The organism is Aneurinibacillus uraniidurans, from assembly GCF_028471905.1.
Classification (GTDB): Bacteria; Bacillota; Bacilli; order Aneurinibacillales; family Aneurinibacillaceae; genus Aneurinibacillus; species Aneurinibacillus uraniidurans.
The window spans coordinates 1313533-1338677 of sequence record NZ_CP116902.1; the positions used below are offsets into that span (position 1 = coordinate 1313533).

Below are 25145 nucleotides of genomic sequence, written 5' to 3' on the forward strand. Positions count from 1 at the left end.
TTTTCTCGTGTTCGGTATGATTAGTTCCTGTAAAGGATTCAAGCTTTACACTGAACGTCTGGACACGGGAGATGAATCCGATGCTTGAAGAAACGACACGCATTCATCTGATGTACGACATGTACGGCCCGCTGTTGAAAGAGAGGCAGCGACAGTATTTTGAACTGTACTACCGGGACGATTTATCGCTCGGTGAGATTGCCGAACTGCAAAACATTAGCCGTCAGGCGGTGTTTGAACAGGTTAAGCGGGTAGCGAAGATGCTCGAGGAGTATGAAAGCAAGCTCGGGTTGCTTGGCCGCTATGAGAAGCGGCAGACGCTTCTTACGGAATTGAAAGAAGAATTGTGTCAGGCAGGCAGTGGCGATTCTCGTGCCTGTGAGATTACTCGCAAGCTTCTGGCATTAGAAATGGAGATAGATTAGGAGGCGGATTATGGCGTTTGAAAGTTTAGCCAGCCGACTGCAATCAACATTTGACAAACTTCGCGGCAAAGGTAAGGTAAGCGAAGAAGATGTAACGAAAGCAATGCGCGAGGTGCGCCTAGCCCTCCTCGAAGCAGACGTTAACTTTAAAGTCGTCAAAGATTTTGTAAACCGGGTCAAAGAGCGTGCCATCGGGCAGGATGTATTGAAAAGCTTGACACCAGGCCAGCATGTCATTAAAGTCGTCAACGATGAGTTGACGGAACTGATGGGCGGCGGCCAGAGCAAGCTCGCGGTATCCAATCGTCCACCGACAATCGTAATGATGGTCGGGCTGCAAGGGGCAGGTAAGACAACGACGACTGGTAAGCTCGCCAACTATTTGCGCGGCAAACAGAACCGTAAGCCGCTTCTTGTCGCATGTGACATATACCGTCCAGCTGCGATTAAGCAACTTCAAGTGCTCGGCAATCAATTGGATATTCCGGTGTTTGAGATGGGTAACCAGACAAGCCCGGTCGAGATCGCGCGGGCAGCGATTGAACATGCGAAAGAACAGCATCTTGATTATGTGCTGATTGATACCGCAGGTCGCCTGCACATTGATGAAGCGCTCATGGGTGAGCTGCAAGAGATTAAAGAGGTCACGAAGCCGAACGAGATCTTGCTTGTCGTCGATGCGATGACGGGTCAGGATGCCGTGAACGTAGCAGAGAGCTTCAATAATCAGCTCGAGTTGACCGGCGTTGTCCTCACTAAGCTTGATGGGGATACAAAAGGCGGGGCTGCGCTTTCCGTTAAAGCTGTAACCGGCACACCGATTAAATTTGCCGGGATGGGCGAGAAGATGGACGCGCTTGAGCCATTCCATCCAGAGCGGATGGCAAGCCGAATTCTTGGCATGGGTGATGTGCTCACGCTCATCGAAAAAGCGCAAGGAGACGTGGACGCTGAGAAAGCGAAGGAATTAGAACGGAAAATGCGTAACGCGGAATTTACGTTCGAAGACTTCCTGGATCAGATGGCACAGGTGCGCAAGATGGGACCGCTTGATGAACTGCTTAACATGATGCCAGGCATGAACAAAATGAAAGGTCTGAAAGATGTCAAAATTGACGATGGGGCGATTGGCCGCGTCGAAGCGATCATTCGCTCGATGACAATTGCCGAGAAGCAGCAGCCAGAGATTATTAACTCCAGCCGTCGCAAGCGCATCGCCAAGGGCAGCGGTACGACCATTCAGGAAGTCAATCGGCTGATCAAGCAGTTTGACGACATGCGGAAGATGATGAAGCAGTTCACGAAAATGACCGACAAAGCCAAGAAAAAAGGCGGGTTCAAATTCCCGTTTATGGGATAACAAATGCTAAATGAAGTCTTTTCATTAAGGGATGACTTTGTTATAATAATTAATTAGTGTGTAAACACAATCATGGAGGGAATAACAAATGGCAGTAAAAATTCGCTTAAAACGTATGGGTCAAAAGAAAGCTCCGTTCTACCGTGTAGTAGTAGCAGATTCCCGCGCACCGCGCGATGGTCGTTTCATTGAAGAAATCGGCACATACAATCCAGTAGCACAACCAGCTATCGTTGAAATCAACGAAGAGAAAGCAATGCAGTGGCTTTCTACAGGCGCACAACCGACTGATACAGTTCGCAGCCTGTTCCGTAAACAAGGTCTTCTTCAGAAGTTCCACGAAGCAAAACGCCAGAAGTAATGGCATAAACAGGCGGGAGGATAAACAGTGTGAAATCATTACTTGAAGTGATTGCTAAAGCTCTTGTCGACCATCCCGATTCTGTTGTGATTGAAGAAGTGGCGCAGGGGCGCAACAAGACGTATCGCCTGTCTGTTCATTCTGATGACATGGGCAAGGTGATTGGCAAACAAGGTCGAATTGCGCGTGCACTGCGTACGGTTGTTGGTGCGAAAGCTCTTAAAGAGAATGAACGCGTCACAATTGAAATAAGATAACAACGAACAGATAAGTCGGGAGCGGAAACGTTCCCGGCTTTTCTTCCATTTAGCACCTGACTTCTGGCAGGAGGATGAGCATGCTAACAATTAAGCGAGAGATTAAAGTGCTGATGGTACTTACTGAAGCAGCACGACAAAAGTTGAACGCGGAGCTGTACAGTTTGCAGAAAAGGTACGAGTTAGAGCTCGAACAGCTTGATTTTCAAGCCAAAAAGTTATTATACGAGGCCCAGCGTAAAGGCCGCGATGCGATTGCCATCGTAGAGCGCCGTCTTAGCCAGGAAAAAACCGCGCGGGAAGAGAAGCTTGCAGAGATTGCGGTTCGACTTGAACATATCGCATCACTTGCCGATGGAAGTGAGATTCCGTACACAACCGTACAGAGCGATGTAGAGATTCGGGTGGGGGATTGCTTTGATGAGCTGATGAATGGAGCGGAGATTGTGCTTGTAGATGGCATTGTAGCTGAAATTCGCAAAGGAGGAAAACGTGGTGAGTGAGTTTTATACAGTAGGTAAGCTAGTGAATACCCAGGGAATTCGTGGGGAAGTACGCATTATCTCAGAAACAGATTTTCCAGAGGAGCGGTACAGAAAAGGACAGGTATTATACTTGTTTCATCCGTCGCTTCCGACCCCGAAGCCATTGACGGTTGCTTCCGCGCGTCCTCACAAAAATTTCTATATTCTTTCGTTTGAAGGAATTACATCGATCAATGAGGTCGAGAAGTTTAAAGGTGGAGTGCTCAAAGTACGTGCGGAAGACCGGGGCGAACTTGACGAAGGAGAATTTTATTTCCAGGATATTATCGGGTGCGAAGTGTTTACGGAAGAAGGCGAACGCCTTGGGAAAATTAAAGAGATTTTGCAGCCAGGTGCGAACGATGTATGGGTTGTAAAGCCAGATAAAGGACGCGACATTTTACTCCCTTATATTGATGATGTCGTGCGTGAGATCAACATTGCAGAGAAACGGATCACCGTCTACCTTCTGCCGGGGTTGGTCTAGGAGGAGTCTATGCAAATCGATGTGTTAACATTGTTTCCGGAGATGTTTTCAGGTGTGCTTGGGACAAGTATTGTTGGCAAAGCCCAGCAAAAAGGGCTTGTTTCCTTTCGCCTGGTGAATTTTCGGGAGTTTTCAGGGAATAAGCATGGGCAGGTAGATGATATGCCATATGGCGGCGGAGGCGGTATGGTATTGAAAGCGGAGCCGATCTTCCAGGCAGTGGAATCGCTGGTCGAGCCGTCAGCAGGAGAAACAAAAGAACCAGCCAAGCGTCCGCGTGTTATTCTCATGTGTCCACAGGGTCAGCGCTACAACCAGAAGCTTGCTGAGGAGCTAGCCGAAGAGGAGCACCTCATTTTTATTTGTGGTCATTATGAAGGGTATGACGAGCGCATTCGCGAGCATCTGGTTACCGATGAGATTTCCATTGGGGATTATGTGCTGACGGGTGGAGAGCTTGCTTCGATGGTCATCATTGATAGTGTTGTGCGCCTGCAGCCGGGAGCGCTGGGCAATGCCCAGTCTGCGATATCGGATTCATATAGTACGGGGCTTTTGGAGCATCCGCATTATACACGCCCGGCTGAATTCCGAGGCTGGACAGTGCCCGATATTTTGCTATCCGGTCACCATGAAAACATCGAGAAGTGGCGTCTTGAGGAAGCGGTGCGTCGGACACTTGAACGCCGCCCGGATTTGCTAGAAGCGGACGGCATTAGTGAAGAAATAAAAAAAATTGCCAAACGGTTGAAAGAGCAGTTGTAACGGGACAGCGGTTATGATATTATACTTTTTGTGGGCTTACGCAGCCCTGTGAATAAGATGGTCCTCTTCCTATTTTGAGGTTGCGGCTGACATAAGACCGTGGACTTCTCATACGGAATGAACATCTGTTGGAAGGAGTTGAACAGAATGCAACAGATTCTTCGTGAAATTACTCAAGCGAGCCTTAAAACTGACGTTCCTAGCTTCCGCCCGGGCGATACAGTACGTGTTCACCTGAAAGTAGTCGAGGGTCAGCGCGAACGTATCCAGGTGTTTGAAGGTGTCGTGATCAGACGTCGTGGAGGCGGTATCAGCGAAACATTCACCGTTCGTAAGATTTCTTACGGCGTAGGTGTTGAGCGTACACTTCCGCTGAACTCCCCGAAAATCGAAAAAATCGAACTTGTCCGTTACGGTAAAGTTCGCCGTGCGAAGCTTTACTACCTCCGCGATCGCGTGGGTAAAGCAGCGCGTATTAAAGAAATTCGTCGCTAATGCGAAAAGGAGCTTGGATACAAGCTCCTTTTTTGCAGTGTAGCTATAATAAAAAGCGAGGAGAATGTTTATGACAGGACAGGCTTCGCAAAACGGAGAAAAGAAAAATGAAGCGTGGGAATGGATGAAGGCTCTTGGAATAGCCATCATTCTTGCGCTAATTATTCGCTCGTTTTTACTCGCTCCGTTTCTCGTTGATGGCTCGTCCATGATGCCGACTTTAGAGAACGGTGAGCGTCTGATTGTCAACAAACTCGTCTATCATCTACATGGGCCGCAACGCGGAGATATTGTCGTATTTCATGCCACCGCTACGAAAGATTATATTAAGCGGGTCATCGCAACGGAAGGCGAAACGGTCGAGATGAAAAATGACCAGCTATACATAAATGACAAGCCGGTTGATGAACCGTATCTTGCTCAGTATAAACTACAGGCAAAGCAGCAAGGCTATAAGTTGACGGATGATTTTCCGAAACAAAAAATACCTGCGGGTCATGTTTTTGTAATGGGAGATAATCGCCAGAACAGCCAGGACAGTCGCATTATCGGTCCGGTTGCCGTAAAAGAAATGGTTGGCCGGTCCGAGGTCGTAATCTGGCCGTATAATAAAATTCGATTCCACTAATGAGAAATGTAGGTGATGTCATATGACAATTCAATGGTTTCCGGGTCATATGGCCAAAGCGCGTCGTCAGGTAACAGAGAAACTTAAATTGATTGATGTTGTCATTGAGCTTTTAGATGCGCGTCTCCCGCTTTCAAGCCGCAATCCGATGATTGATGAGATTGTCTCAGGCAAGCCGCGTCTCATTTTACTCAATAAATCGGACTTGGCCGATGAAGCGGTAACGAAAGCGTGGGTACAGCACTTCTCCGAACAGGGTGTTCGAGCCCTTCCGCTTGATGCACTATCGGGACGCGGCGTGAATAAACTGCCGCAGGAGTGCCAGGCGCTTGTTGAAGAGATGATGGAGAAGCGCCGTGCGAAAGGAATGCAGGATCGGGCTATTCGAGCGATGATTCTTGGCATCCCGAATGTAGGGAAATCATCGCTGATGAACCGTCTGGCCGGGCGCAAAGTAGCGCAGACAGGAGATCGTCCGGCTGTGACGAAGGCGCAGCAGTGGGTGAAGGTTGGCAAAGTGCTTGAACTACTTGATACGCCAGGGATTCTTTGGCCGAAGTTTGAAGATCCGCTTGTCGGACTACGTCTTGCAGCGAGCGGTGCGATCAAAGATGAGATTATTGATTTTCAGGAAGTTGCCTTGTTTGTCGTGGCGTATTTGCAGATGCATTATCCGGGGGCACTTGCTTCACGCTACCAGCTTACGGACATTCCAGAGAATAAGATCGAGGTGCTGGATGCGATCGGACGGCGCCGAGGCTGCGTCGTAAGTGGTGGTCATATTGATTATGATAAAGTGTCGGAACTGATTCTACGCGAGCTGCGTAGCGGCAAGATTGGCACTGTATCTCTTGAACGTCCGCAGGATCCATTTACCATTGAGATGGCACGTGTGAGCATGGATGATATTACGCCGTACTAACAGCATACCTTTCATAAAAACGCGCGGCCTGGCTGCGCGTTTTTGTTATAAATGGGAGCAGAAGAGCAAGAGGGGGCTTATTAGATATGAAGGCAATGACGATAACAGAAGTAAAACAGTGGCTTGCGGAACGGAAAGAACTGACGCCTGACGAACAGGCGCACATTCAAGCAGATAGTCGTTCCGGGGTGCAGAATGCGTATAAGCAGTGGCAGCGGGCCCGCACGCGCGAAAAAGCAGACTACATGCGCTGGCAGGAGATGAGTGTCATGGAGCAGGAGCTATGGGCGCAAGGATACAAGTATATTGCAGGCGTTGATGAAGTTGGACGCGGCCCACTTGCTGGTCCTGTTGTGACAGCAGCTGTTATTTTACCTGCTGATTTTTATTTGCCAGGATTGAACGATTCGAAGAAAGTTCCGGCTGCTAGACGTGAGGTGATGTACGAAGCCATCATGGAGGGTGCGCTTGCGGTGGCGGTTGCTGGCAATGATAGCAAGGTGATTGATGAGATTAACATTTATCAGGCGACACTTGCTGCCATGCGTGAAGCTGTGCTGAACTTGTCGCCTGCACCTCAGATCACACTGAATGACGCCGTTATCATTCCAGGACTTGCAATTGAGCAGAAGAAAATCATCGGTGGAGACGGTAAAAGCATCTCGATTGCAGCTGCTTCGATTATTGCAAAAGTAGAGCGTGACCGAATGATGAAAGCGTACGACGAGCAATATCCGGGGTATGGATTTGCCGCTAATATGGGGTATGGAACAGCAGAACACTTGGCTGGTCTGCGCAAGCTTGGTCCATGTCCGATTCATCGGCTAAGCTTTGGTGGTGTATTACCGGATTAATATGTGAGGGGGAATAGGCTATGATTCAAAACATGTTGATCGGACAGATGCTGGATCAGATTCAGCAGGTTCGGTCATCTGTAATCGAGCTGAAATCCGGACAGGTGTTTTCAGGTAAGGTGCTGAAGCTATTTCCGGACAATATGGCTACTGTTCAACTTGGTGGGCTTACCGTAACTGCTCGTTTGGAAACACCGCTTGAACTAGGCCAGCGAACGTGGTTGCAGGTACAGCCAGGTGGTCAGCCTGTTACACTCAAGGTGATCAATCAGCCAGGTCAGCCAAACGTAGCAGCTGACCCTGGTCTTGAAGGGCTGGCACGCGGTCTAGGGGCATCGGTAAACGAAGAAAACATGAAACTGTTAAAAACACTGGTTGATCAGAATGTGCCGCTGAAAGCAGATTCGCTACGTGCGTTTCAGCAGGTCATGCGTGAAGTCGGAAACAATCAAGAAACACTGGATGCAGCCATACTTGCGGTTAAAAAAGGACTTCCGGTTACGAAAGAAACGGTACTATCCTTGCGCGCTTTTGTAGGCAATACAAGCATAGGCGGCTCGCTTACAAACCTCGCTGATTCACTAGAACAAGCAGCGCAGCAGCCGCGGGATTTTCCGCCATCGCTTCGGCAGGCAGTAGAGCAGACGCTTCCAGCGCTCCGCAGCGCCCGTACAGCATTAGAGCAGACGGCAGGGATGTTAGCCGGGAATCGTGAAGTAGCGGATACGGATGGACACACTGCAGGGCAGACGAGTCGTCCGCAGGCTGATGTTTCGGCAGCTAAAGCGGTTGTGACGGAATTATTTGATCGTCTAGGACTGCGTCATGAGCGCGAACTGGCTTCTTCCCAGCTTACTATGTCATCAGCTTCGTTGCGTGAAGAGAGTGAGCCGCAACAGGCGGTGTCGCAAAATGTGAAAGCAGCCCTGTTACAGTTGTTGCAGCATGAAGATGCGCACCTGCTTCCGCAGGGAATGCGTGAGCAGATGCAACAGGCAGTTCACCAGCTTACGGGTCAGCAGTTAATGACAGTAAATACGAATGAGTCAGCATTTGTTCAAGTATCGCTTCAACTCCCGATGCCAGGCAATCCGGATGGAGAAAATGCGCTCGTTCAGGTGGAATCGCGCCGCAAAGGAAATGGAGAGCTTGATCCTGATAATTGTCGCCTGTTTTTCTATTTATCCATGCAAAATATGGGTGAGACGATGCTTGATGTTTCGGTTGTGAATCGGATTTTGTCGGTTCATTTGTACAACGATGAAGAAAAGACCGCGGAGATGGTGAGAATGCTGCGTGGTCCGCTGGAAGTTCGTCTGGCTGAACAGGGCTACCGACTTTCTTCGATTCGTGTGTCACCGATACCAGATGAGGGGGCAGGTACATCGAGCTCGGAACCAACTGCTCCCCAGGGGAAAGCCAGACCGTTTGCATCTCCGTCATCGAGTTTGGCTAATTATAAAGGAGTGGATTTCCGCATATGAAAGAGAAAGCGAAATATCCGCGTAAAAGTGCGGTTGCCCTTCGTTATAACTTGCAGGAAGCGGAAGCGCCGCGCGTGATTGCGAAAGGAAAAGGACTGGTTGCTGATAAAATTATTGAGCAGGCAAAAGAGAATGGAATTCCTGTTCAGGAAGACCCGTCTCTTGTGCAAGTACTCGCGGGTCTTGAGTTAAATGAGCAGATTCCCGTTGAGTTGTACCAGGTCGTGGCGGAATTGCTGGCGTTTGTGTATCAAACAGATCGAAAGAGTCGTCCATCATGAGTGGGCAGTATAGCGGAAGGCAGCTTGGTCTGGAAGGAGAAGAAGCTGCCTGCCGCTACCTTGTATCATGTGGATATGAGGTTGTGGCACGTAATTTTCGCACGCGTACAGCTGAGATTGATCTTGTAATGTGCGATGGGGGTGAACTAGTATTTGTTGAGGTGAAAACCCGTCGTACGGCCCGCTTTGGGCATGGGAGTGAGGCGATTACCGTACATAAGCAGCGAAAAATACACGGTGCAGCGCTTGCCTACATGCAGCAGCACGGAGCAGGACAGAGATTTCGGTTTGATGCGGTCATCATTACGAAAAACCATAATGGAGCGATGGACATTGTTCATATACAGAATGCTTTTTAAAAAAGGGCAGTGAAATAGGTGCGCCTACAAGGCACCTGTCCACGAAAAAAGAAAGTATGGTGCATATTTTACTAGTGTACTCGACGTGAAACACCTCCATCCCTATCCTGCCGACTTCGGCAGGTTTTTTTTCTGTCATATACACATCCAATGCACCATAGTATAATTATGGTAAAAAAAGGAAGTGCGAATATGTTTGCACGTGTAAAAAGTGCAGTTGTATACGGAGTAGAAGGAAAATGCATCGAGGTTGAAGCAGACATTGCGAATGGGCTGCCGCATTTTGAGATTAGCGGGCTGGCTGCCTCTTCGGTACGAGAAGCGCGGGAGCGGGTAAAGGCTGCGATCAAAAACAGCGGATTTACTTTTCCGCTACAGAGAATTACAGTAAACCTTGCGCCTGCTGATATGCGGAAGGCAGGGTCTATGCTTGATTGTGCCATTGCGGTGGCGATCCTGCTTGCTAGTGGGCAGATTGAAGTTCGTAATCGGCTTGCGGACTGGCTGTTTGTTGGGGAGCTATCATTAGAGGGGCGATTGCGTTCTGTACCAGGTCTTTTGCCGATACTTCTTGGTGCACGTAGACAGAATGAACCGGGGGCTGTTGTGCCACTCGATACAGGAGAGGAAGTAGATCGGGTTCGTCTGCCGTTGTTACGGGCGAGCACCTTGCAAGAATGTGCAGCCCTTTTTGCCTGTCCGGATGAACAGATAACAGAAATAAGTCAGCTAGTTGATGCGTGTACTGATCGGATAGAACCACGAATTTCCTCGCTCTGTTTTTCAGATGTGAGAGGACAGCGTCATGTCAAACGGGCGATGGAAGTGGCAGCTGCTGGCCGGCATCATTTGTGTATGGTTGGTCCACCAGGAACAGGGAAAACGATGATGGCACACCGATTCCCTACGATTCTTCCGCTACTTAGTGAAGAAGAGGAGCTGGAAGTAGATACAATATATAGTGCTTATGGCCTTCTAGAAGAGCGATTTAAGCAGCAAGGACAGCCTCCATTTCGTGCCCCTCATACATCGATTACGTTGACTGGAATGGTGGGAGGGGGAATGGGACCTAAACCAGGAGAGATGAGCCTAGCGCATCTTGGCGTGCTGTTTCTTGATGAATGGGCAGAGTTTTCTAGGCGGGTACTGGAATCAATGCGCCAGCCGCTTGAAGATGGAAGGATCGTATTGATTCGGGGGGATCGAAAGCTCACGCTACCTTCCCGTGTCGTTTTACTTTCGGCATTTAATCCCTGTAATTGCGGCCATTATCAATTTGAAGATCAAACGAACGTTTGTACATGTACAGAATCAGAAGTCAGACGTTATCGGCGCAAGTTGTCCGGCCCGCTACTTGATCGGATGGACATGCATGTAGAAGTGCCAAGAGTAGAAACAGAGGAGCTGGATCACATTACAGAATCTTCTCTGGACATGCGTAAACGTGTAGAAGGGGCGCGTGCCCGTCAGCGAGCGCGTTATGAAAAAATGAATTGTATGTATAATGCGGATTTGTTCGGTACTGCCCTACGTACACATGTGCAGCTTTCTAAGGAAGGCAGCCGTTTTTTGGCTGCTATTTATCGAACAACCGGACTAAGTAATCGTTCCTATGATAAAATTCTTAAAATATCGCGCTCGATAGCCGATCTTGATGGATGCGAAGAAATACACGAAGCTCATATAGCGGAAGCCCTTCAATATCGAGTGCTTGATCGAGCCGATTGGAAACGATAAATCGACAGTTCAAAAAAATTTTTTCGACACAATTCGCTGTGGATAACAATATCAACAGAAAGAATGTAGATTTTATCGAATAATTTACATAGTTTACACAATTTATTCACAGAAGCATGTGGATAAGCGTAAGTTGTTCGATTTCTTTTGAAATGCTACAATATGGGAAAAGAGTAATGAATAAGGAGGAGAAAAGATGGAGCTTCTTTCAAACGAGGCATTGCTAGAAGCATACGGTAAGGCAATTGCTCTAGATTTAGGAACAGACTTCATTGCACTGCTCCAAGATGAAATTTCCCGACGTGATTTAAAATATGCTATGTAAAACATACACAGAAGGTAGCAGCGCTCAAAGCGTTGCTTTTTTTATTTTAAGATATTAAAAAATTCTACATATTTAGCAGGTGTTTGCCGAATTGTGACGAATAGTCTATACTGTATCCGCATAGCGATTTGTCCAATGACAACTATGTGACAAGTTGAATGCGCTTATTTATGAGAAAGATTAGGAGGATGGAGAATGAATATCCATGAGTATCAAGGCAAAGAGATACTTAAACAGTACGGTGTCGTTGTACCGAATGGCAAAGTAGCCTTCACCGTAGAAGAAGCAGTTGAAGCAGCCAAAACATTAAATTCCAGCGTGTATGTAGTAAAAGCACAAATTCACGCAGGCGGTCGTGGAAAAGCAGGCGGCGTTAAAATCGCTAAAAACCTCGACGAAGTTCAAGCATACGCTAAGGAAATTCTCGGCAAAGTGCTGGTAACACACCAGACAGGCCCAGAAGGTAAAGAAGTAAAGCGCTTGCTTATTGAAGAAGGCTGCGATATTCAAAAAGAATACTACGTAGGTGTTGTAGTAGACCGTAACACAAACCGCGTAGTTATGATGGCTTCTGAAGAAGGCGGTACAGAAATCGAAGAAGTAGCCGAAAAAACTCCAGAAAAAATCTTTAAAGAAGTTGTAGACCCGGCTGTAGGCCTGCAAGTATTCCAGGCACGTAAGCTGGCTCTAGCGATTAATATTCCGAAAAACCTTGTAAATAAAGCAGTGAAATTTATGATGGCGCTTTATCAGGCATTTGTTGATAAAGATTGCTCAATCGCAGAAATTAACCCGCTTGTTGTAACAGGCGACGGTAACGTAATGGCGCTTGATGCCAAACTGAATTTTGATTCCAATGCCTTGTACCGTCACCCAGATGTACAAGAATTGCGCGACCTGGACGAAGAAGATGAGAAAGAAATCGAAGCATCCAAATATGACCTGAACTACATCGCACTTGCGGGCAATATCGGCTGCATGGTTAACGGTGCAGGTCTTGCGATGGCGACAATGGATATCATCAAGCATTACGGTGGCGACCCAGCGAACTTCCTCGATGTTGGCGGCGGCGCGACAACAGAGAAAGTTACAGCTGCATTCAAGCTGATCCTCTCTGATGAAAACGTAAAAGGTATCTTCGTTAACATTTTCGGTGGTATCATGCGTTGCGATGTTATCGCAGAAGGTGTTGTTGAAGCTGCGAAACAGGTAAGTCTGGATCGTCCACTCGTCGTTCGTCTCGAAGGTACAAATGTTGAGCTTGGTAAGAAGATTTTGAATCAATCCGGTCTTGATATCGTGGCAGCTGAGTCCATGGCAGACGGTGCGGAAAAAATCGTTAAACTGGTGCAATAATAATCTGGGAAAGGTAGGGCTTAGGAAATGAGTATTCTCATTAATAAAGATACAAAAATCATTACTCAAGGTATTACTGGGGCTACAGGCTTGTTCCATGCGAAAGGCTGCCGTGACTACTTCGGAACACAAATGGTTGGAGGTACGACACCGGGTAAAGGTGGTACAGTAGTTGAAGGATTTCCGGTGTTTGACACTGTTCAAGAGGCAGTGAAAGAAACAGGCGCAAATGCATCTGTTATTTATGTGGCTCCAGCATTCGCAGCGGATGCAATCATGGAAGCGGTTGACGCAGAACTTGAACTTGTTGTATGTATCACAGAAGGTATTCCGGTACTCGACATGGTAAAAGTTAAGCGCTTTATGGAAGGTAGCAAAACTCGTCTGATTGGACCGAACTGCCCAGGTCTTATTACGCCAGGCGAATGTAAAATTGGTATCATGCCGGGCTATATTACTGCACCGGGTAAAGTTGGTATCGTATCTCGCTCTGGAACGCTTACATATGAAGCGGTTCACCAGTTGACGACAAATGGAATTGGCCAATCTACAGCGGTTGGTATCGGTGGAGACCCGGTTAACGGCACGAACTTTATCGACTGCCTGCAGCTGTTTAATGAAGATCCAGATACAGAAGCAGTTATCATGATCGGTGAGATCGGTGGTACAGCGGAAGAAGAAGCGGCTGAATGGGTAAAAGCAAACATGAAGAAGCCAGTAGTAGGATTTATTGGCGGTCAGACTGCTCCTCCAGGAAAACGTATGGGACACGCTGGTGCGATCATTTCGGGTGGTAAAGGTACAGCAGCCGAGAAGATCAAAACAATGGAAGCATGCGGCATTCCGGTAGCGAAAACTCCGTCTGTAATGGGTGAAACAATGATCGAAGCGCTCAAACAACATGGCTTGCTTGAGATTTGCAAAACAGTAAAATAAGATTAAGAAGTTGTAACAGGAGAGGGCGTCATAGGCGTCCTCTTTTTTTTAAAATGAAGGAATTTCCAATTATTCCCTAGAAAAGATAAAAGAGAAACGACAGGGGGAATAAAGATGGAAAACCTAACAGAAATGATGCTAGCATTATCGATGATTAAAGGAGTAGGAAGGGCTGTTGTACGTCGTGCTCGTCAATTGGCCGAGCCTGTTAATTTTGCGTCCTATACGACAAAAGATATTTGCGACTTACTTGGTGTACGAGAAGCTGTGGCCGAACAAATTCGTTTGCAGTTCGATCTTTCTGCGGCGAGGAGAAAGAGGGAGGTCTGGAGTGAGAAAGGAATTACGGTGCTGGCATATGGAAGTGAATCGTATAGTGAGTGGCTGCAGGAGATTCCAGATGCGCCTGAACTTTTGTATGTAGATGGCAACATTGAGTTGCTTAAGCAGCCTGCTTTTTCGCTTGTAGGAACGAGAACACCAACGCAGTATGGTCGGCAGCTAGCTCGTCAATTTGGCCGGGAATTAGCCGAGAAGGGGCTTGTGGTCGTATCTGGTATGGCGCGTGGTATTGATGGCGAGGCACATACAGGGGCACTTGAGGCGAAGGGTGGGACCATTGCTGTACTTGGATGTGGTATCGATTGGGTGTACCCGACAGAAAATCGCCAGCTTGCGATAATGATTCGACAGCAAGGGCTTCTTCTCTCCGAATATCCGCCGGGAACACGCCCACAACGCGGATTTTTTCCAGAACGCAATCGGATTATAAGCGGACTTGCACACGGTATACTTGTGGTTGAAGCGGCAGCTCGCAGCGGCTCTCTTATTACAGCTGATCTCGCAATCGAACAAGGACGTGATGTATTTGCAGTTCCAGGGTCTATTCATTCGCCCAAAAGCGCGGGCTGCCATTGGCTCATTCAGCAAGGGGCTAAACTTGTTCAGCACGTTCATGATATCGTATTTGAATATCCTGAACTCGCATGGGATACACAGGTAGGAAATACAGAGGCTGCTGATACATCTGAATCACTCAGTAGTGAGGAAGCAGCGTTATTGCGCCTGATTCCATGGGAATCGGTGTCGTATGAACAGATTTTATGTCGAACGGAGTTTTCTCCTTCCTATTTACACTTTCTTCTGTTATCGTTGCAAATGAAGAAACAGGTCATACAACTGCCTGGACAGGCGTATATTCGGGTAAAGCCATAGAAGAGGGTTTGACAAACTGAAGTTTTGTAATTAATAATAGGAGGAATTCTTTTCTTTATAAAAGGGGGAAACTTGCTTGGCAGATTCACTGGTAATAGTGGAGTCTCCCGCAAAGGCGAAGACAATTGGAAAATATTTGGGTAAAAAATATATTGTGAAAGCGTCAATGGGCCATGTACGAGATTTGCCAAAAAGCCAGATGGGTGTCGATGTAGCAAGTGGCTTCGAGCCAAAATACATTACCATCCGGGGTAAAGGTGACGTATTAAAGGAATTGCGAGATGCTGCTAAAAAAGTGAAACATGTCTATCTCGCAGCTGACCCCGATCGCGAAGGGGAAGCGATTGCCTGGCATTTGGCCCATAGTTTAAATATAGACCAGAGCGGTGAATGCCGCGTTGTGTTTAATGAAATTACGAAGCAGGCGGTGAAGGAGGCGTTTAAGCACCCGCGCAAGATCAACATGGATCTGGTTAATGCGCAGCAGACACGTCGTATTTTAGACCGTCTGGTTGGCTACAATATCTCTCCACTTCTTTGGAAAAAAGTGAAAAAAGGCTTGAGTGCTGGCCGTGTTCAGTCCGTAACCGTAAAGCTAATCATCGACCGAGAAAAAGAAATCAATGCATTCATACCGGAGGAGTACTGGTCGGTAACCGCACATCTTACATCAGCAGGTGGAGCATTCGAAGCGAAGTTTTATAGCTACGGGCAGGAAAAAACGGAACTTACTTCAGAAGCGGATGTAAATAAGCTGCTTGATCATTTAAAAGATGGAACATTCCGGATTACAGATGTAAAGCGTAGAGAGCGCAAGCGCAATCCGGCAGCTCCTTTTACAACGAGTTCTCTGCAACAGGAGGCAGCCCGTAAGCTGAACTTTCGTGCCGCTAAAACGATGATGGTAGCTCAGCAGCTATACGAAGGGATTGACCTTGGCAAGGATGGCACCGTCGGTTTGATTACATACATGCGTACCGACTCAACACGTATTTCTCAGACTGCACAGGAAGAAGCAAAAGCATATATTATTGATGCGTATGGACCGGAGTATTCGCTTACCGAACCACGCCAGTTTGGCAAGAAAGAAAAAGCGCAAGATGCGCATGAAGCGGTGCGCCCGACATTTGTTTCATACAGTCCATCCTCTTTAAAGGAATATTTATCCCGTGACCAGCTTAAACTATATCGTCTCATCTGGGAGCGTTTTATCGCAAGTCAGATGGCGTCTGCGGTGCTTGATACGGTTACAGCGGATATTATGTCTGGAGACGCCGTATTCCGTGCTAGTGGCTCGCAGGTTAAGTTCCCTGGCTTTATGAAGGTATATGTAGAAGGAACAGATGATGTACAGGCAGAGGAGGATAAGATGCTACCGCCGCTTGAAGTGGGGCAGGGAGTGATTGCCGAGCAGATCGAGCCGAAGCAGCACTTCACACAGCCGCCGCCGCGTTATTCGGAGGCACGTCTTGTCAAAACGCTCGAGGAGCTTGGGATTGGTCGTCCGAGTACGTATGCGCCAACACTTGATACGATCCAGAAGCGAGGGTATGTAGCGCTTCAGGAGCGTCGTTTTGTTCCGACTGAATTAGGTGAGATCGTGCTTGGTCTCATGGAAGAATTCTTCCCAGAAATTTTGGATACGAAGTTTACCGCCAAGATGGAAGATGATCTTGACCATATTGAAGAAGGCAAAGAAGCATGGGTGCGCGTACTCGAAGAATTTTATGATCCGTTCGCAAAGCGTCTAGAAGTGGCTGAACAGCATATGCAGGAAGTCGAGATTAAGGATGAAGTATCTGATGTCATCTGTGAAAAGTGCAATAGCCCAATGGTATATAAGATGGGGCGGTATGGCAAATTTCTCGCTTGCTCGGCTTTCCCGGACTGCCGAAATACGATGCCGATTGTAAAAGAAATTGGCGTTGCTTGTCCAAAATGTGAAACCGGACACATCGTAGAACGTAAAAGTAAAAAGAACCGGATGTTTTACGGTTGTAACCAGTATCCAGAATGTGATTTTGTATCCTGGGACAAACCGCTACCGCGTACATGCCCGAAATGTTCGGGGATGCTGGTAGAAAAGAAGGGAAAAGGCAAGAACAAAGGGCCTTCTGTTCAATGTGTAGCATGTGATTATGAAGAGGAAACGTTATAACGTAAGGAGCATACAGACAGCATGGAAAAAGTAACCGTCATCGGTGCAGGTCTTGCGGGCAGTGAAGCTGCCTGGCAGATTGCCGAGCAGGGCGTCGATGTAATTTTATATGAGATGCGCCCGGTAAAGCAGACACCGGCTCATCATACAGACAAATTTGCGGAGTTAGTATGCAGCAATTCATTGCGTGCCAATTCACTAACAAATGCGGTTGGGATTCTTAAGGAAGAGATGCGACGTTTCTCTTCCATCATTATGCGTTCAGCAGACAACTGTTCAGTTCCGGCAGGGGGAGCACTTGCGGTGGATCGCCACGAGTTTGCTGAAGCGGTCACAAACAGTGTGCGTAATCATCCGCATATTGAAGTGAGGCACGAAGAGATTACCGAGATTCCCGATGGTATCGTAGTCATAGCGACTGGACCGCTTACATCCCCCGATATGTCAGAGCAGTTACAGAAGCTAACCGGACAGGAGTACTTGTATTTCTACGATGCTGCTGCACCGATTCTGGACAAAGAAACGATCAACATGGAAAAAGTTTTTCTTGCTTCGCGCTATGATAAAGGAGAAGCAGCCTATTTGAACTGCCCGATGAATGAAGAAGAGTTCAATGCCTTTTATGAGGCGCTGATTACAGCAGAAGAAGTGCAGTTGAAAGAGTTTGAGAAGCAGGTTTTCTTTGAAGGTTGTATGCCGATCGAGGTAATGGCGAAGCGCGGTAGACAGACGATGCTGTTCGGTCCACTCAAGCCGGTTGGGCTCAGCGATCCGCGTACAGGTCAACAACCATATGCAGTTGTACAGCTGCGTCAGGACAATAGTGCCGGTACATTGTATAACATTGTTGGATTTCAGACACATCTGAAGTGGCCGGAGCAGAAGCGGGTATTTAGTATGATTCCAGGGCTTGAGAATGCAGAAATCGTACGCTACGGTGTCATTCACCGCAATACGTTTATTAACTCACCACGCCTGTTGAAACCAACGTATCAGTATAAGGATCGGGAAACATTATTCTTCGCGGGACAGATGACCGGTGTAGAAGGGTATGTAGAATCAGCTGCATCAGGGATGGTAGCCGGGATAAACGCTGCTCGTTTGGCAAAAGGGCTAGAGCCTGTTGTCTTCCCACAGGAAACAGCAATGGGAAGTATGGCGCATTATATTACAACAGCGAATCCAGATAACTTCCAGCCGATGAATGCTAATTTCGGACTTTTTCCGCCGCTTGAGAAAAAAATTCGCAACAAAAAAGAACGGTATGAAAAAATGGCAGAACGAGCGCTGGATAAAATTCAGAATTGTACTGAGTTGATCTCCAATTAAGTTGCGACAGCTACGTAGGTGTGTTATACTAACGACGATTAAAAACGAGGTTTTCCCTGTAAAGAGTGTATTTTCGGTAGGTTACTACAAGCAAGGCGTGTGTTTCACACGCCTTGCTAATCGTTGCCCGGTGAGGGGGTACACGTATGAAAGATGCGCAGCCAGATATGATGCGCTTGCTTTTTAAGCAATACCTGCAGATCGAGAAGAATGCTTCACCTTTGACGATTACGAACTACGAGAAGGATATTCGCGACTTTACCGCCTTTTTGGAGCAGCATGCAGCTGTAGATTATGCTGCTGTTTCGTATGCATGCGTACGCCAGTATTTATCTGAATTGCATGCACGGGCATATTCGCGTCGCTCGATTGCCCGCAGGCTGTCATGTTTGCGTAGTTTTTACAAATTTCTACTCCGAGAAGAATTAGTAGAGCACAATCCGTTTGCGATGGCAGCAACGCCTAGGCTTGAAAAGCGTCTCCCTACCTTTTTGTTTCCGAAGGAAGTGGAGCAACTATTGGCACTTCCAGATATAACGACACCATTTGGATTGCGGGATCGGTTAATTCTTGAGATTTTATATGGAAGTGGCATTCGTGTATCTGAACTGGTCGGAATGACTATATCGTCTGTTGATACAGGAGTAGGGACTGCACTTGTGCTTGGCAAGGGCGCAAAAGAGAGGTATGTACCACTTGGCCAACATGCGCTTCTGGCATACCTTGCATACATAGAAAAGGGAAGACCAGCTCTTGTGAAACAAAGTGCATCCCAGGCATTATTCTTGAATACAAGGGGGCAGGCAATGAGCGACCGTAGTGTGCGGCGGATGCTGACAGACTATGTGGAACAGGCCAGTGATGTGCTGAAAGTAAGTCCTCATACGTTCCGGCATACATTTGCGACACATCTGCTGGAGAATGGGGCAGATTTGCGTAGTGTACAGGAAATGCTCGGTCATGCCAGCATTTCATCCACTCAGATTTATACGCATGTCACCCGTGAGCGAATGCGTGCTGTCTACAATCAGGCACACCCACGGGCTTAAAAGTATGAAGCGGAGGGAATATGAATGGATATGACTTTTCATGCGACAACGATTTTTGCGGTGCGGCATAATGGTAGTGGAGCAATGGCCGGTGATGGGCAAGTCACGTTTGGCAATAGCGTAGTGATGAAGCAAACGGCTAAGAAAGTTCGTCGGCTGCACCATGGTCAGGTCATCGCAGGATTTGCTGGTTCGGTTTCAGATGCCATTACACTGTTTGAGAAGTTTGAAGCCAAGCTTGAAGAATATCACGGGAATTTGCAGCGTGCAGCCGTCGAGCTGGCTAAAGACTGGCGGCTTGATAAAGTGCTGCGCAAGCTCGAAGCGCTTATGATCGTGATGAACAGCGACCATATGCTGCTTATTTCCGGTAACGGCGAAATTATTGAGCCGGATGACGGGATTCTCGCGATTGGTTCAGGTGGGAATTATGCGCTGGCAGCAGGACGTGCGCTTAAGCAGCATGCAGAAGGGATGACGGCGCGGGAAATCGCGACGGCAGCTCTTACGGTAGCAGCGGATATTTGCGTGTACACGAATCATAATTTAGTTGTAGAAGAAATCAACTAAAGGGGGCTTTGCTTTGAATAAGGCAGAACGTTTTACTCCGAAACAAATTGTTGAGCAGCTGGATCAGTTTATTGTCGGACAAAAACAGGCGAAGCGTTCTGTGGCGATCGCGCTGCGTAATCGTTATCGCCGCAGCCTGCTGCAAGAATCGATTCGTGATGAAATCGTCCCAAAAAATATTTTGATGATTGGACCGACTGGTGTCGGCAAAACTGAAATTGCTCGCAGGCTGGCTAAACTCACTGGAGCACCGTTTATCAAAGTAGAAGCTACTAAATTCACCGAGGTCGGCTATGTGGGGCGGGACGTGGAATCTATGGTCCGTGACCTAGTTGAAACTTCCATTCGGATTGTGAAAGCTGAGAAGATGGAGACTGTGAAGGACCGGGCGGAAACACTTGCGAATGAACGTCTTGTTCAGTTAATCGTACCAGGAAAAGCAGATAACAAGTCGTATAAAAATCCATTGGAGATGTTTTTCGGTGGACAGCAGTCTTCTACTTCTTCCCATACAGAGTTTGAAGATGCTTCAGTAGTTCAGCAGCGTAGACAGGTTGCGCATCAATTGGCAATGGGTCAGTTGGAAGACACCATTGTAGAAATTGAGGTTGAAGATGCAGCTCCGTCAATGTTTGATATGTTTGCTGGTTCAGGTATGGACCAGATGGGAATGAACATGCAAGAGATGCTGGGCAATCTGCTTCCGAAGAAAATGAAAAAACGGAAACTCCCGGTTCGCGAAGCTCGTAAAGCTTTGACAACACAGGAAGCGCAAAAATTAATCGACATGGATGATGTCATTCAAGAATCTGTTATGCGGGCAGAACAGAGTGGAATTATCTTTATCGATGAAATTGACAAAATCGCTGGAAAAGAATCAAATAGCGCACAAGTTTCGCGTGAAGGTGTACAGCGTGATATCTTGCCGATTGTGGAAGGGTCAACTGTAATGACGAAGTACGGTCCGGTTAAGACAGACTATGTGTTGTTCATTGCAGCCGGGGCCTTCCATATGGCGAAGCCTTCTGATTTAATTCCGGAGTTACAGGGGCGCTTTCCGATTCGTGTAGAGTTAGATAGCTTGAAGGTCGAGGACTTTGTGCAAATTTTAACAGAACCAAAAAATGCCCTGACTAAGCAATATATAGCATTATTAGAAACTGAAGGAATAAAAGTGGAATTTTCTGACGATGCTATTAAAGAGATTGCGAAACTAGCAGCTGACGTAAATCAGAATACCGATAACATCGGAGCAAGAAGGCTGCATACGATTCTTGAGAAGCTGCTAGAAGACCTTTCATTCGAAGCTTCGGATGTTACGCTTGAAAAAGTGGCGATTACGCCGCAATACGTACGAGAAAAGCTTGCAACAATTGTAGAAGATCGCGATCTGAGTCGCTATATTTTGTAAAATTTTAAGGAGGATTCACACTAATGGACTTACTGTCAAAAATCCGTCGCATCAATGGTATGCTTCAAAAAACAGCAGGACATCCGGTTAACTTTATGGAGATGGCGGAAGTGTTAAGCGAGATTATTGAGGCGAATACATTCGTATTAAGCCGCAAAGGTAAAATTCTTGGCCATGCGCTTGCGCAGGAAATCGACAATGAACGCATCCGTAAGATGCTAGAAGAACGCCGCTTTCCGGGAGATTACAGCACACAATTGCTTCGTGTGGATGAAACATCCGCCAACCTGGATATCGAAAGTCCATATACGGCTTTCCCTGTGGAAATGAAAGATTTATTCCGTAAAAGCCAGACGACGATTGTTCCGGTCATTGGTGGTGGAGATCGTCTTGGCACACTCGTATTAGCACGAGTCAATGGGCAGTTTGTTGATGACGAGTTAGCACTTGCAGAAGTAGGAGCTACGGTTGTTGGTATGGAAATCCTGCGTGAGCGAGCTGAAGAAATCGAACAAGAAGCACGCAGCAAGGCTGTTGTACAGATGGCTATCGGTTCTCTTTCGTATAGTGAACTAGAAGCGGTGGAACATATTTTTGAAGAATTGGATGCAAAAGAAGGTCTTCTCGTTGCGAGTAAGATCGCAGACCGGGTTGGTATTACGCGATCAGTGATTGTAAACGCTCTGCGTAAATTGGAAAGTGCTGGTGTTATCGAATCCCGCTCTCTTGGGATGAAAGGCACCTATATTAAGATTTTGAATGAAAAGCTCCTCCCAGAGTTGGAGAAATTAAAGACTTCGTAACAACTTAAGAAATTATGTTCGGTAACAAAGCCCTATCTTGAAGATGGGGCTTTGTTCATTTACAACTATCTGGTAATATAATAGGTGTTAACTTCATTTATACAAAAAAAGTGTAATTAAATCAAAAAATTACCTTTTATGGAATAATGCTAAAGTTTGGAAGTGCGTGAAAAAAGTTATAGGATGGAGGGGGATATATGCTTATTACACCAACGTTTTCTGCTTTAGAAAAAGCATTGGATGCAGCTTCAATGAGACAAAAGACCATAAATAACAACATTGCTAACGTAAATACCCCGTATTATCAGGCGCAGAGTGTTACTTTTGAATCGGAGTTGCAAAAAGCGATGCAAAAGTCACCGACATCTTTTAGTGCATATAGGACTGACTCGAAACATTTAGCTTTTGGACTGCCCAACATTAATGATGTACAGCCTCAACTCCAAGTAGATTCTTCAACAGGCCCTATGCAGAATTCAGCAAATAATGTAGATTTAGACTATGAAATGTCGAATCTTGCACGCAATCAGCTTTGGTATAATGCGTTAGCGCAGCAGGCAGGCGGGAATTTGGCTAAACTTCGCATGGTTATTGGGGGTAAATAAAGATGGCGTTATTTGGAGGGTTTGATATTAGTGCTTCAGCCCTGAGTGCAAATCGGGTGCGTATGGATGTAGTAGCAGGTAATATTGCCAATGCAAACACCACACGCGCTGAATTTGTAAACGGAGCTTGGCAGCCGTATCGGCGTAAAATGGTAGTAGTGGAGCCGATTAATGGAGGTTTTGATAGCGTATTAAAAGCGGCAATGGATACAAATGGAGCCTCTTCTGCGGAAGGGGGAGTTCGCGTTACATCTGTAGTGGGAGATCAGACACCGTTTAAGAAAGAATACAATCCATCTCATCCAGATGCAGATGCAAACGGGATGGTTTCATACCCGAATGTAGACATGTTGAAAGAAATGGTAGATCTTATGGAAGCAACAAGGGCGTATGAGTCCAATGTGGCAGCGATTAATGCTTCTAAAGCAATGGCAACAAAAGCTCTTGAGATTGGAAAAGCATAAGATGTATTAAATAAGGAGAAATGGTTATGATCGAAAAAATTTCCATGGGTTTACCTGCTGCGTCTGTGCAAGGGGTTACACAAACTCCTACACCGAATGAAGTAACAGAATCATTTGCTTCCTATTTGCGAGATGCCATAAATGATGTAAATGGCCTGCAAAAAACAGCAGATAAAATGAATGAAGGTCTTGCTACTGGACAGGTACAGGACTTTCACCAGGTAACGATTGCTTCGCAAAAAGCAAGCATAGCGCTTGAGATGACGATGCAAGTGCGTAACAAGGCAGTTGAAGCGTATCAAGAGATTATGAGAATGCAAATTTAGTAATTATTTTTATGGTCATTGGCGGGGTGGAGGATGAACGAAAGAATACAGCAAATGCAGGAGAAGATTGCAGTTTTTTTGAACCGCTTTACACGAAAGCAAAAAGTAATTGCGGGGGCGATAGCCGCATTTCTTCTCATCTCAGCAGCGCTGGGCATTTATATTGCATCTCGACCGACGTATGTTCCGCTTTTTGGTGGGAATCTAACGGAAAGTGATGTAGCCCAGATTAAACAAGAGTTGGATACGATGGGGTATGCCGGTAAGTATCAGTTGAATGGTACGTCTGTACTGGTTCCTGAGAAAGACAAATATACCTTGGCTGCCGATCTGACAGCGAAGGGTGTACCGAAGGGTGAAGGCGTACGGCTGGATGTTTTCAGTCAGAATATCGGTATGGGTATGACAGACCGTCAGTTTAGTGTTGTAGAGCGCAATGCAATGCAGACGCAGCTTGCCGATTTGCTAAAGACGATAGACGGTGTAAAAGATGCTAGTGTCATCCTGACAATGCCTCAGGAAAGTGTATTTGTGCGTCCGAATGAAGACACACAAAAAGCCACGGCTACTATTCTCGTGACAGTAGAGCCTGGTAGAGAATTGACACAGCCGCAAATTGATGGGCTGTATAATCTTGTATCCAAAAGCGTACCGAATCTTCCAAAAGAAAACATTGTGATTACGGATCAAAGCAGCAGGGTGCTTGAGGCAAGTAATGGGGAAGACTCACAATATGGACTTGATCAATACGATAAGCAGCGCAAAATCAAGAAGGATATCGAAAACGACATCCAGAGAAATGTACAAAATCTGCTTGGTGGCATTCTTGGACAGAACAAAGTCATTGTATATCCGTACGTAAAACTGAATTTTGACAAAACGCAGGCAGAAGAGAAACTCGTAGAACCGGTAGACAAAGACAATAATGAAGGTATTGTTATTAGCTCCGAGAAAATTCAGGACACATCCAGCGGGAAAGGCACGCAAGCAAGCGGTACAACAGGGACCGGTCAATCACAAATTCCTGGATATCCGGGTGCAGGTAATTCTGGCGGTGCAGAAAATCAGCATGAGCACACAGAAGATCGTGTGAACCGTGAAGTGAACCGTATTACTAAAAATATCGTTAGCCAGCCGTACAAAATTGAGGATATTTCGATTAGTGTCGCAATAGACAAGCAAAAACCGGACCCTAATGAGACGGATAAGCAAAAGGCTGTGACGGACGCTGCCGCTAAGGATACTGCAACATCTACTTATGTTCAGAAGGTGGTCGCGAATGTTGTTCGGACTTCTTTAGCCGCTCAGGGTACAGTAGTTCCACAAAACCAGATTAATCAGCGTGTGAATGTCTATACACAAGCGTTCAATAATGATAGCCAACCGGATGACAAATGGAAACAGTGGCTCATATACGGTGGTATCGGACTGGGTGTGTTAGCGGTGATTGTTGCCTTTATTCTCCTTCGTCGACGTGGTAATCGATCTACAGAAGAATTTCAGGCGGCGCCAGCGCCAGGAGCATTTGAAGTTCCAGATCTTGAGTATGCGGATAATGCGGAAGAGGCACTTGTGCGCAAGCAGCTTGAGAAGTTGGCAGGTCAACGTCCAGAAGAGTTTGTTGGCTTGTTGCGATCCTGGTTAGCAGATGAATAAAAA

The 25145-nt window shown here is 46.7% G+C and carries 29 protein-coding genes; all 29 read left to right on the forward strand.

Annotated elements, in window-relative coordinates:
• Positions 1–80: 80 nt before the first annotated feature.
• The 29 genes from ylxM (at position 81) to fliF (ending at position 25142) form a co-directional block, all read left to right on the forward strand.
• A complete protein-coding gene (gene ylxM / locus PO771_RS06630; RefSeq protein WP_272562478.1) occupies positions 81–425 on the forward strand; it encodes a YlxM family DNA-binding protein in 345 nt (114 codons plus the stop codon).
• A 10-nt stretch (positions 426–435) separates the two neighbouring features.
• Complete coding sequence (gene ffh / locus PO771_RS06635) at positions 436–1785, forward strand: signal recognition particle protein (RefSeq protein ID WP_272562479.1); 1350 nt, start codon at positions 436–438, stop codon at positions 1783–1785.
• Positions 1786–1873: 88 nt separating this feature from the next.
• Positions 1874–2146, forward strand: a complete 273-nt coding sequence (gene rpsP / locus PO771_RS06640; RefSeq protein WP_272562480.1) for a 30S ribosomal protein S16 — start codon at positions 1874–1876, stop codon at positions 2144–2146.
• A 29-nt stretch (positions 2147–2175) separates the two neighbouring features.
• Positions 2176–2403, forward strand: a complete 228-nt coding sequence (locus PO771_RS06645) for a KH domain-containing protein (RefSeq protein WP_272562481.1) — start codon at positions 2176–2178, stop codon at positions 2401–2403.
• Between the two features lie 80 nt (positions 2404–2483).
• On the forward strand, positions 2484–2906 hold the full coding sequence (locus tag PO771_RS06650; protein ID WP_272562482.1) for a YlqD family protein: 423 nt from the start codon (positions 2484–2486) through the stop codon (positions 2904–2906).
• Positions 2899–3414: a ribosome maturation factor RimM gene (gene rimM, locus PO771_RS06655; RefSeq protein WP_272562483.1), complete on the forward strand. Its 516-nt coding sequence runs from the start codon at positions 2899–2901 to the stop codon at positions 3412–3414. The genes PO771_RS06650 and rimM overlap by 8 nt, the downstream gene beginning before the upstream one ends.
• Before the next feature lie 9 nt (positions 3415–3423).
• Complete coding sequence (trmD, locus tag PO771_RS06660; protein ID WP_272562484.1) at positions 3424–4179, forward strand: tRNA (guanosine(37)-N1)-methyltransferase TrmD; 756 nt, start codon at positions 3424–3426, stop codon at positions 4177–4179.
• Positions 4180–4326: 147 nt separating this feature from the next.
• Complete coding sequence (gene rplS, locus PO771_RS06665; RefSeq protein ID WP_096465030.1) at positions 4327–4674, forward strand: 50S ribosomal protein L19; 348 nt, start codon at positions 4327–4329, stop codon at positions 4672–4674.
• Between the two features lie 70 nt (positions 4675–4744).
• Entirely contained in the window at positions 4745–5302 is a 558-nt protein-coding gene (gene lepB, locus PO771_RS06670) for a signal peptidase I (RefSeq protein ID WP_272562485.1), read from the forward strand.
• 22 nt (positions 5303–5324) lie between these two features.
• Positions 5325–6224 carry a ribosome biogenesis GTPase YlqF gene (gene ylqF / locus PO771_RS06675; RefSeq protein WP_272562486.1) on the forward strand — a complete coding sequence of 300 codons (900 nt, stop codon included), beginning with the start codon at positions 5325–5327 and terminating at the stop codon, positions 6222–6224.
• 86 nt (positions 6225–6310) lie between these two features.
• Positions 6311–7078, forward strand: a complete 768-nt coding sequence (locus PO771_RS06680; RefSeq protein WP_272562487.1) for a ribonuclease HII — start codon at positions 6311–6313, stop codon at positions 7076–7078.
• A gap of 20 nt (positions 7079–7098) precedes the next feature.
• Positions 7099–8562 carry a hypothetical protein gene (locus PO771_RS06685; protein WP_272562488.1) on the forward strand — a complete coding sequence of 488 codons (1464 nt, stop codon included), beginning with the start codon at positions 7099–7101 and terminating at the stop codon, positions 8560–8562.
• Positions 8559–8843, forward strand: coding sequence for an EscU/YscU/HrcU family type III secretion system export apparatus switch protein (locus PO771_RS06690; protein ID WP_272562489.1), 285 nt, complete (start codon positions 8559–8561; stop codon positions 8841–8843). Before PO771_RS06685 ends, PO771_RS06690 begins: the two co-directional genes overlap by 4 nt.
• Positions 8840–9202, forward strand: a complete 363-nt coding sequence (locus PO771_RS06695; RefSeq protein ID WP_272562490.1) for a YraN family protein — start codon at positions 8840–8842, stop codon at positions 9200–9202. Before PO771_RS06690 ends, PO771_RS06695 begins: the two co-directional genes overlap by 4 nt.
• 192 nt (positions 9203–9394) lie before the next feature.
• Positions 9395–10939, forward strand: coding sequence for a YifB family Mg chelatase-like AAA ATPase (locus tag PO771_RS06700; protein WP_272562491.1), 1545 nt, complete (start codon positions 9395–9397; stop codon positions 10937–10939).
• A 196-nt stretch (positions 10940–11135) separates the two neighbouring features.
• The gene (gene sda, locus PO771_RS06705; protein WP_272562492.1) at positions 11136–11264 is read left to right on the forward strand and encodes a sporulation histidine kinase inhibitor Sda; all 129 of its coding nucleotides are present in this window, start codon (positions 11136–11138) and stop codon (positions 11262–11264) included.
• A 195-nt stretch (positions 11265–11459) separates the two neighbouring features.
• Positions 11460–12620 (forward strand): ADP-forming succinate--CoA ligase subunit beta, encoded by a 1161-nt coding sequence (gene sucC / locus PO771_RS06710; RefSeq protein WP_272562493.1) that lies wholly within the window; start codon positions 11460–11462, stop codon positions 12618–12620.
• A 27-nt stretch (positions 12621–12647) separates the two neighbouring features.
• A complete protein-coding gene (sucD, locus tag PO771_RS06715; protein WP_272562494.1) occupies positions 12648–13556 on the forward strand; it encodes a succinate--CoA ligase subunit alpha in 909 nt (302 codons plus the stop codon).
• A 114-nt stretch (positions 13557–13670) separates the two neighbouring features.
• Positions 13671–14771: a DNA-processing protein DprA gene (gene dprA / locus PO771_RS06720; RefSeq protein ID WP_272562495.1), complete on the forward strand. Its 1101-nt coding sequence runs from the start codon at positions 13671–13673 to the stop codon at positions 14769–14771.
• Between the two features lie 76 nt (positions 14772–14847).
• Positions 14848–16929, forward strand: coding sequence for a type I DNA topoisomerase (topA, locus tag PO771_RS06725; RefSeq protein ID WP_272562496.1), 2082 nt, complete (start codon positions 14848–14850; stop codon positions 16927–16929).
• 21 nt (positions 16930–16950) lie between these two features.
• The gene (gene trmFO, locus PO771_RS06730) at positions 16951–18258 is read left to right on the forward strand and encodes an FADH(2)-oxidizing methylenetetrahydrofolate--tRNA-(uracil(54)-C(5))-methyltransferase TrmFO (protein WP_272562497.1); all 1308 of its coding nucleotides are present in this window, start codon (positions 16951–16953) and stop codon (positions 18256–18258) included.
• 146 nt (positions 18259–18404) lie between these two features.
• Positions 18405–19307 (forward strand): tyrosine recombinase XerC, encoded by a 903-nt coding sequence (xerC, locus tag PO771_RS06735; protein WP_272562498.1) that lies wholly within the window; start codon positions 18405–18407, stop codon positions 19305–19307.
• A gap of 24 nt (positions 19308–19331) precedes the next feature.
• On the forward strand, positions 19332–19877 hold the full coding sequence (gene hslV, locus PO771_RS06740; protein WP_272562499.1) for an ATP-dependent protease subunit HslV: 546 nt from the start codon (positions 19332–19334) through the stop codon (positions 19875–19877).
• A gap of 13 nt (positions 19878–19890) precedes the next feature.
• On the forward strand, positions 19891–21288 hold the full coding sequence (gene hslU / locus PO771_RS06745) for an ATP-dependent protease ATPase subunit HslU (protein ID WP_272562500.1): 1398 nt from the start codon (positions 19891–19893) through the stop codon (positions 21286–21288).
• Positions 21289–21311: 23 nt separating this feature from the next.
• Positions 21312–22091, forward strand: a complete 780-nt coding sequence (gene codY / locus PO771_RS06750; protein ID WP_272562501.1) for a GTP-sensing pleiotropic transcriptional regulator CodY — start codon at positions 21312–21314, stop codon at positions 22089–22091.
• A 197-nt stretch (positions 22092–22288) separates the two neighbouring features.
• Positions 22289–22696 (forward strand): flagellar basal body rod protein FlgB, encoded by a 408-nt coding sequence (gene flgB / locus PO771_RS06755; RefSeq protein ID WP_272562502.1) that lies wholly within the window; start codon positions 22289–22291, stop codon positions 22694–22696.
• Positions 22697–22698: 2 nt separating this feature from the next.
• Positions 22699–23160 (forward strand): flagellar basal body rod protein FlgC, encoded by a 462-nt coding sequence (flgC, locus tag PO771_RS06760; RefSeq protein ID WP_272562503.1) that lies wholly within the window; start codon positions 22699–22701, stop codon positions 23158–23160.
• 26 nt (positions 23161–23186) lie between these two features.
• On the forward strand, positions 23187–23486 hold the full coding sequence (gene fliE, locus PO771_RS06765) for a flagellar hook-basal body complex protein FliE (RefSeq protein ID WP_272562504.1): 300 nt from the start codon (positions 23187–23189) through the stop codon (positions 23484–23486).
• A gap of 33 nt (positions 23487–23519) precedes the next feature.
• Entirely contained in the window at positions 23520–25142 is a 1623-nt protein-coding gene (gene fliF / locus PO771_RS06770; protein ID WP_272562505.1) for a flagellar basal-body MS-ring/collar protein FliF, read from the forward strand.
• The last annotated feature ends 3 nt before the right edge of the window (positions 25143–25145 follow it).

Bases quoted from the DNA above. Each gene is read 5' to 3' on its own strand.
- ylxM (WP_272562478.1), top strand. From the start codon at position 81: ATGCTTGAAGAAACGACACGCATTCATCTGATGTACGACATGTACGGC.
- ffh (WP_272562479.1), top strand. From the start codon at position 436: ATGGCGTTTGAAAGTTTAGCCAGCCGACTGCAATCAACATTTGACAAA.
- rpsP (WP_272562480.1), top strand. From the start codon at position 1,874: ATGGCAGTAAAAATTCGCTTAAAACGTATGGGTCAAAAGAAAGCTCCG.
- PO771_RS06650 (WP_272562482.1), top strand. From the start codon at position 2,484: ATGCTAACAATTAAGCGAGAGATTAAAGTGCTGATGGTACTTACTGAA.
- trmD (WP_272562484.1), top strand. From the start codon at position 3,424: ATGCAAATCGATGTGTTAACATTGTTTCCGGAGATGTTTTCAGGTGTG.
- rplS (WP_096465030.1), top strand. From the start codon at position 4,327: ATGCAACAGATTCTTCGTGAAATTACTCAAGCGAGCCTTAAAACTGAC.
- lepB (WP_272562485.1), top strand. From the start codon at position 4,745: ATGACAGGACAGGCTTCGCAAAACGGAGAAAAGAAAAATGAAGCGTGG.
- ylqF (WP_272562486.1), top strand. From the start codon at position 5,325: ATGACAATTCAATGGTTTCCGGGTCATATGGCCAAAGCGCGTCGTCAG.
- PO771_RS06680 (WP_272562487.1), top strand. From the start codon at position 6,311: ATGAAGGCAATGACGATAACAGAAGTAAAACAGTGGCTTGCGGAACGG.
- PO771_RS06685 (WP_272562488.1), top strand. From the start codon at position 7,099: ATGATTCAAAACATGTTGATCGGACAGATGCTGGATCAGATTCAGCAG.
- PO771_RS06690 (WP_272562489.1), top strand. From the start codon at position 8,559: ATGAAAGAGAAAGCGAAATATCCGCGTAAAAGTGCGGTTGCCCTTCGT.
- PO771_RS06695 (WP_272562490.1), top strand. From the start codon at position 8,840: ATGAGTGGGCAGTATAGCGGAAGGCAGCTTGGTCTGGAAGGAGAAGAA.
- PO771_RS06700 (WP_272562491.1), top strand. From the start codon at position 9,395: ATGTTTGCACGTGTAAAAAGTGCAGTTGTATACGGAGTAGAAGGAAAA.
- sda (WP_272562492.1), top strand. From the start codon at position 11,136: ATGGAGCTTCTTTCAAACGAGGCATTGCTAGAAGCATACGGTAAGGCA.
- sucC (WP_272562493.1), top strand. From the start codon at position 11,460: ATGAATATCCATGAGTATCAAGGCAAAGAGATACTTAAACAGTACGGT.
- sucD (WP_272562494.1), top strand. From the start codon at position 12,648: ATGAGTATTCTCATTAATAAAGATACAAAAATCATTACTCAAGGTATT.
- dprA (WP_272562495.1), top strand. From the start codon at position 13,671: ATGGAAAACCTAACAGAAATGATGCTAGCATTATCGATGATTAAAGGA.
- trmFO (WP_272562497.1), top strand. From the start codon at position 16,951: ATGGAAAAAGTAACCGTCATCGGTGCAGGTCTTGCGGGCAGTGAAGCT.
- xerC (WP_272562498.1), top strand. From the start codon at position 18,405: ATGAAAGATGCGCAGCCAGATATGATGCGCTTGCTTTTTAAGCAATAC.
- hslV (WP_272562499.1), top strand. From the start codon at position 19,332: ATGGATATGACTTTTCATGCGACAACGATTTTTGCGGTGCGGCATAAT.
- codY (WP_272562501.1), top strand. From the start codon at position 21,312: ATGGACTTACTGTCAAAAATCCGTCGCATCAATGGTATGCTTCAAAAA.
- flgB (WP_272562502.1), top strand. From the start codon at position 22,289: ATGCTTATTACACCAACGTTTTCTGCTTTAGAAAAAGCATTGGATGCA.
- flgC (WP_272562503.1), top strand. From the start codon at position 22,699: ATGGCGTTATTTGGAGGGTTTGATATTAGTGCTTCAGCCCTGAGTGCA.
- fliE (WP_272562504.1), top strand. From the start codon at position 23,187: ATGATCGAAAAAATTTCCATGGGTTTACCTGCTGCGTCTGTGCAAGGG.
- fliF (WP_272562505.1), top strand. From the start codon at position 23,520: ATGAACGAAAGAATACAGCAAATGCAGGAGAAGATTGCAGTTTTTTTG.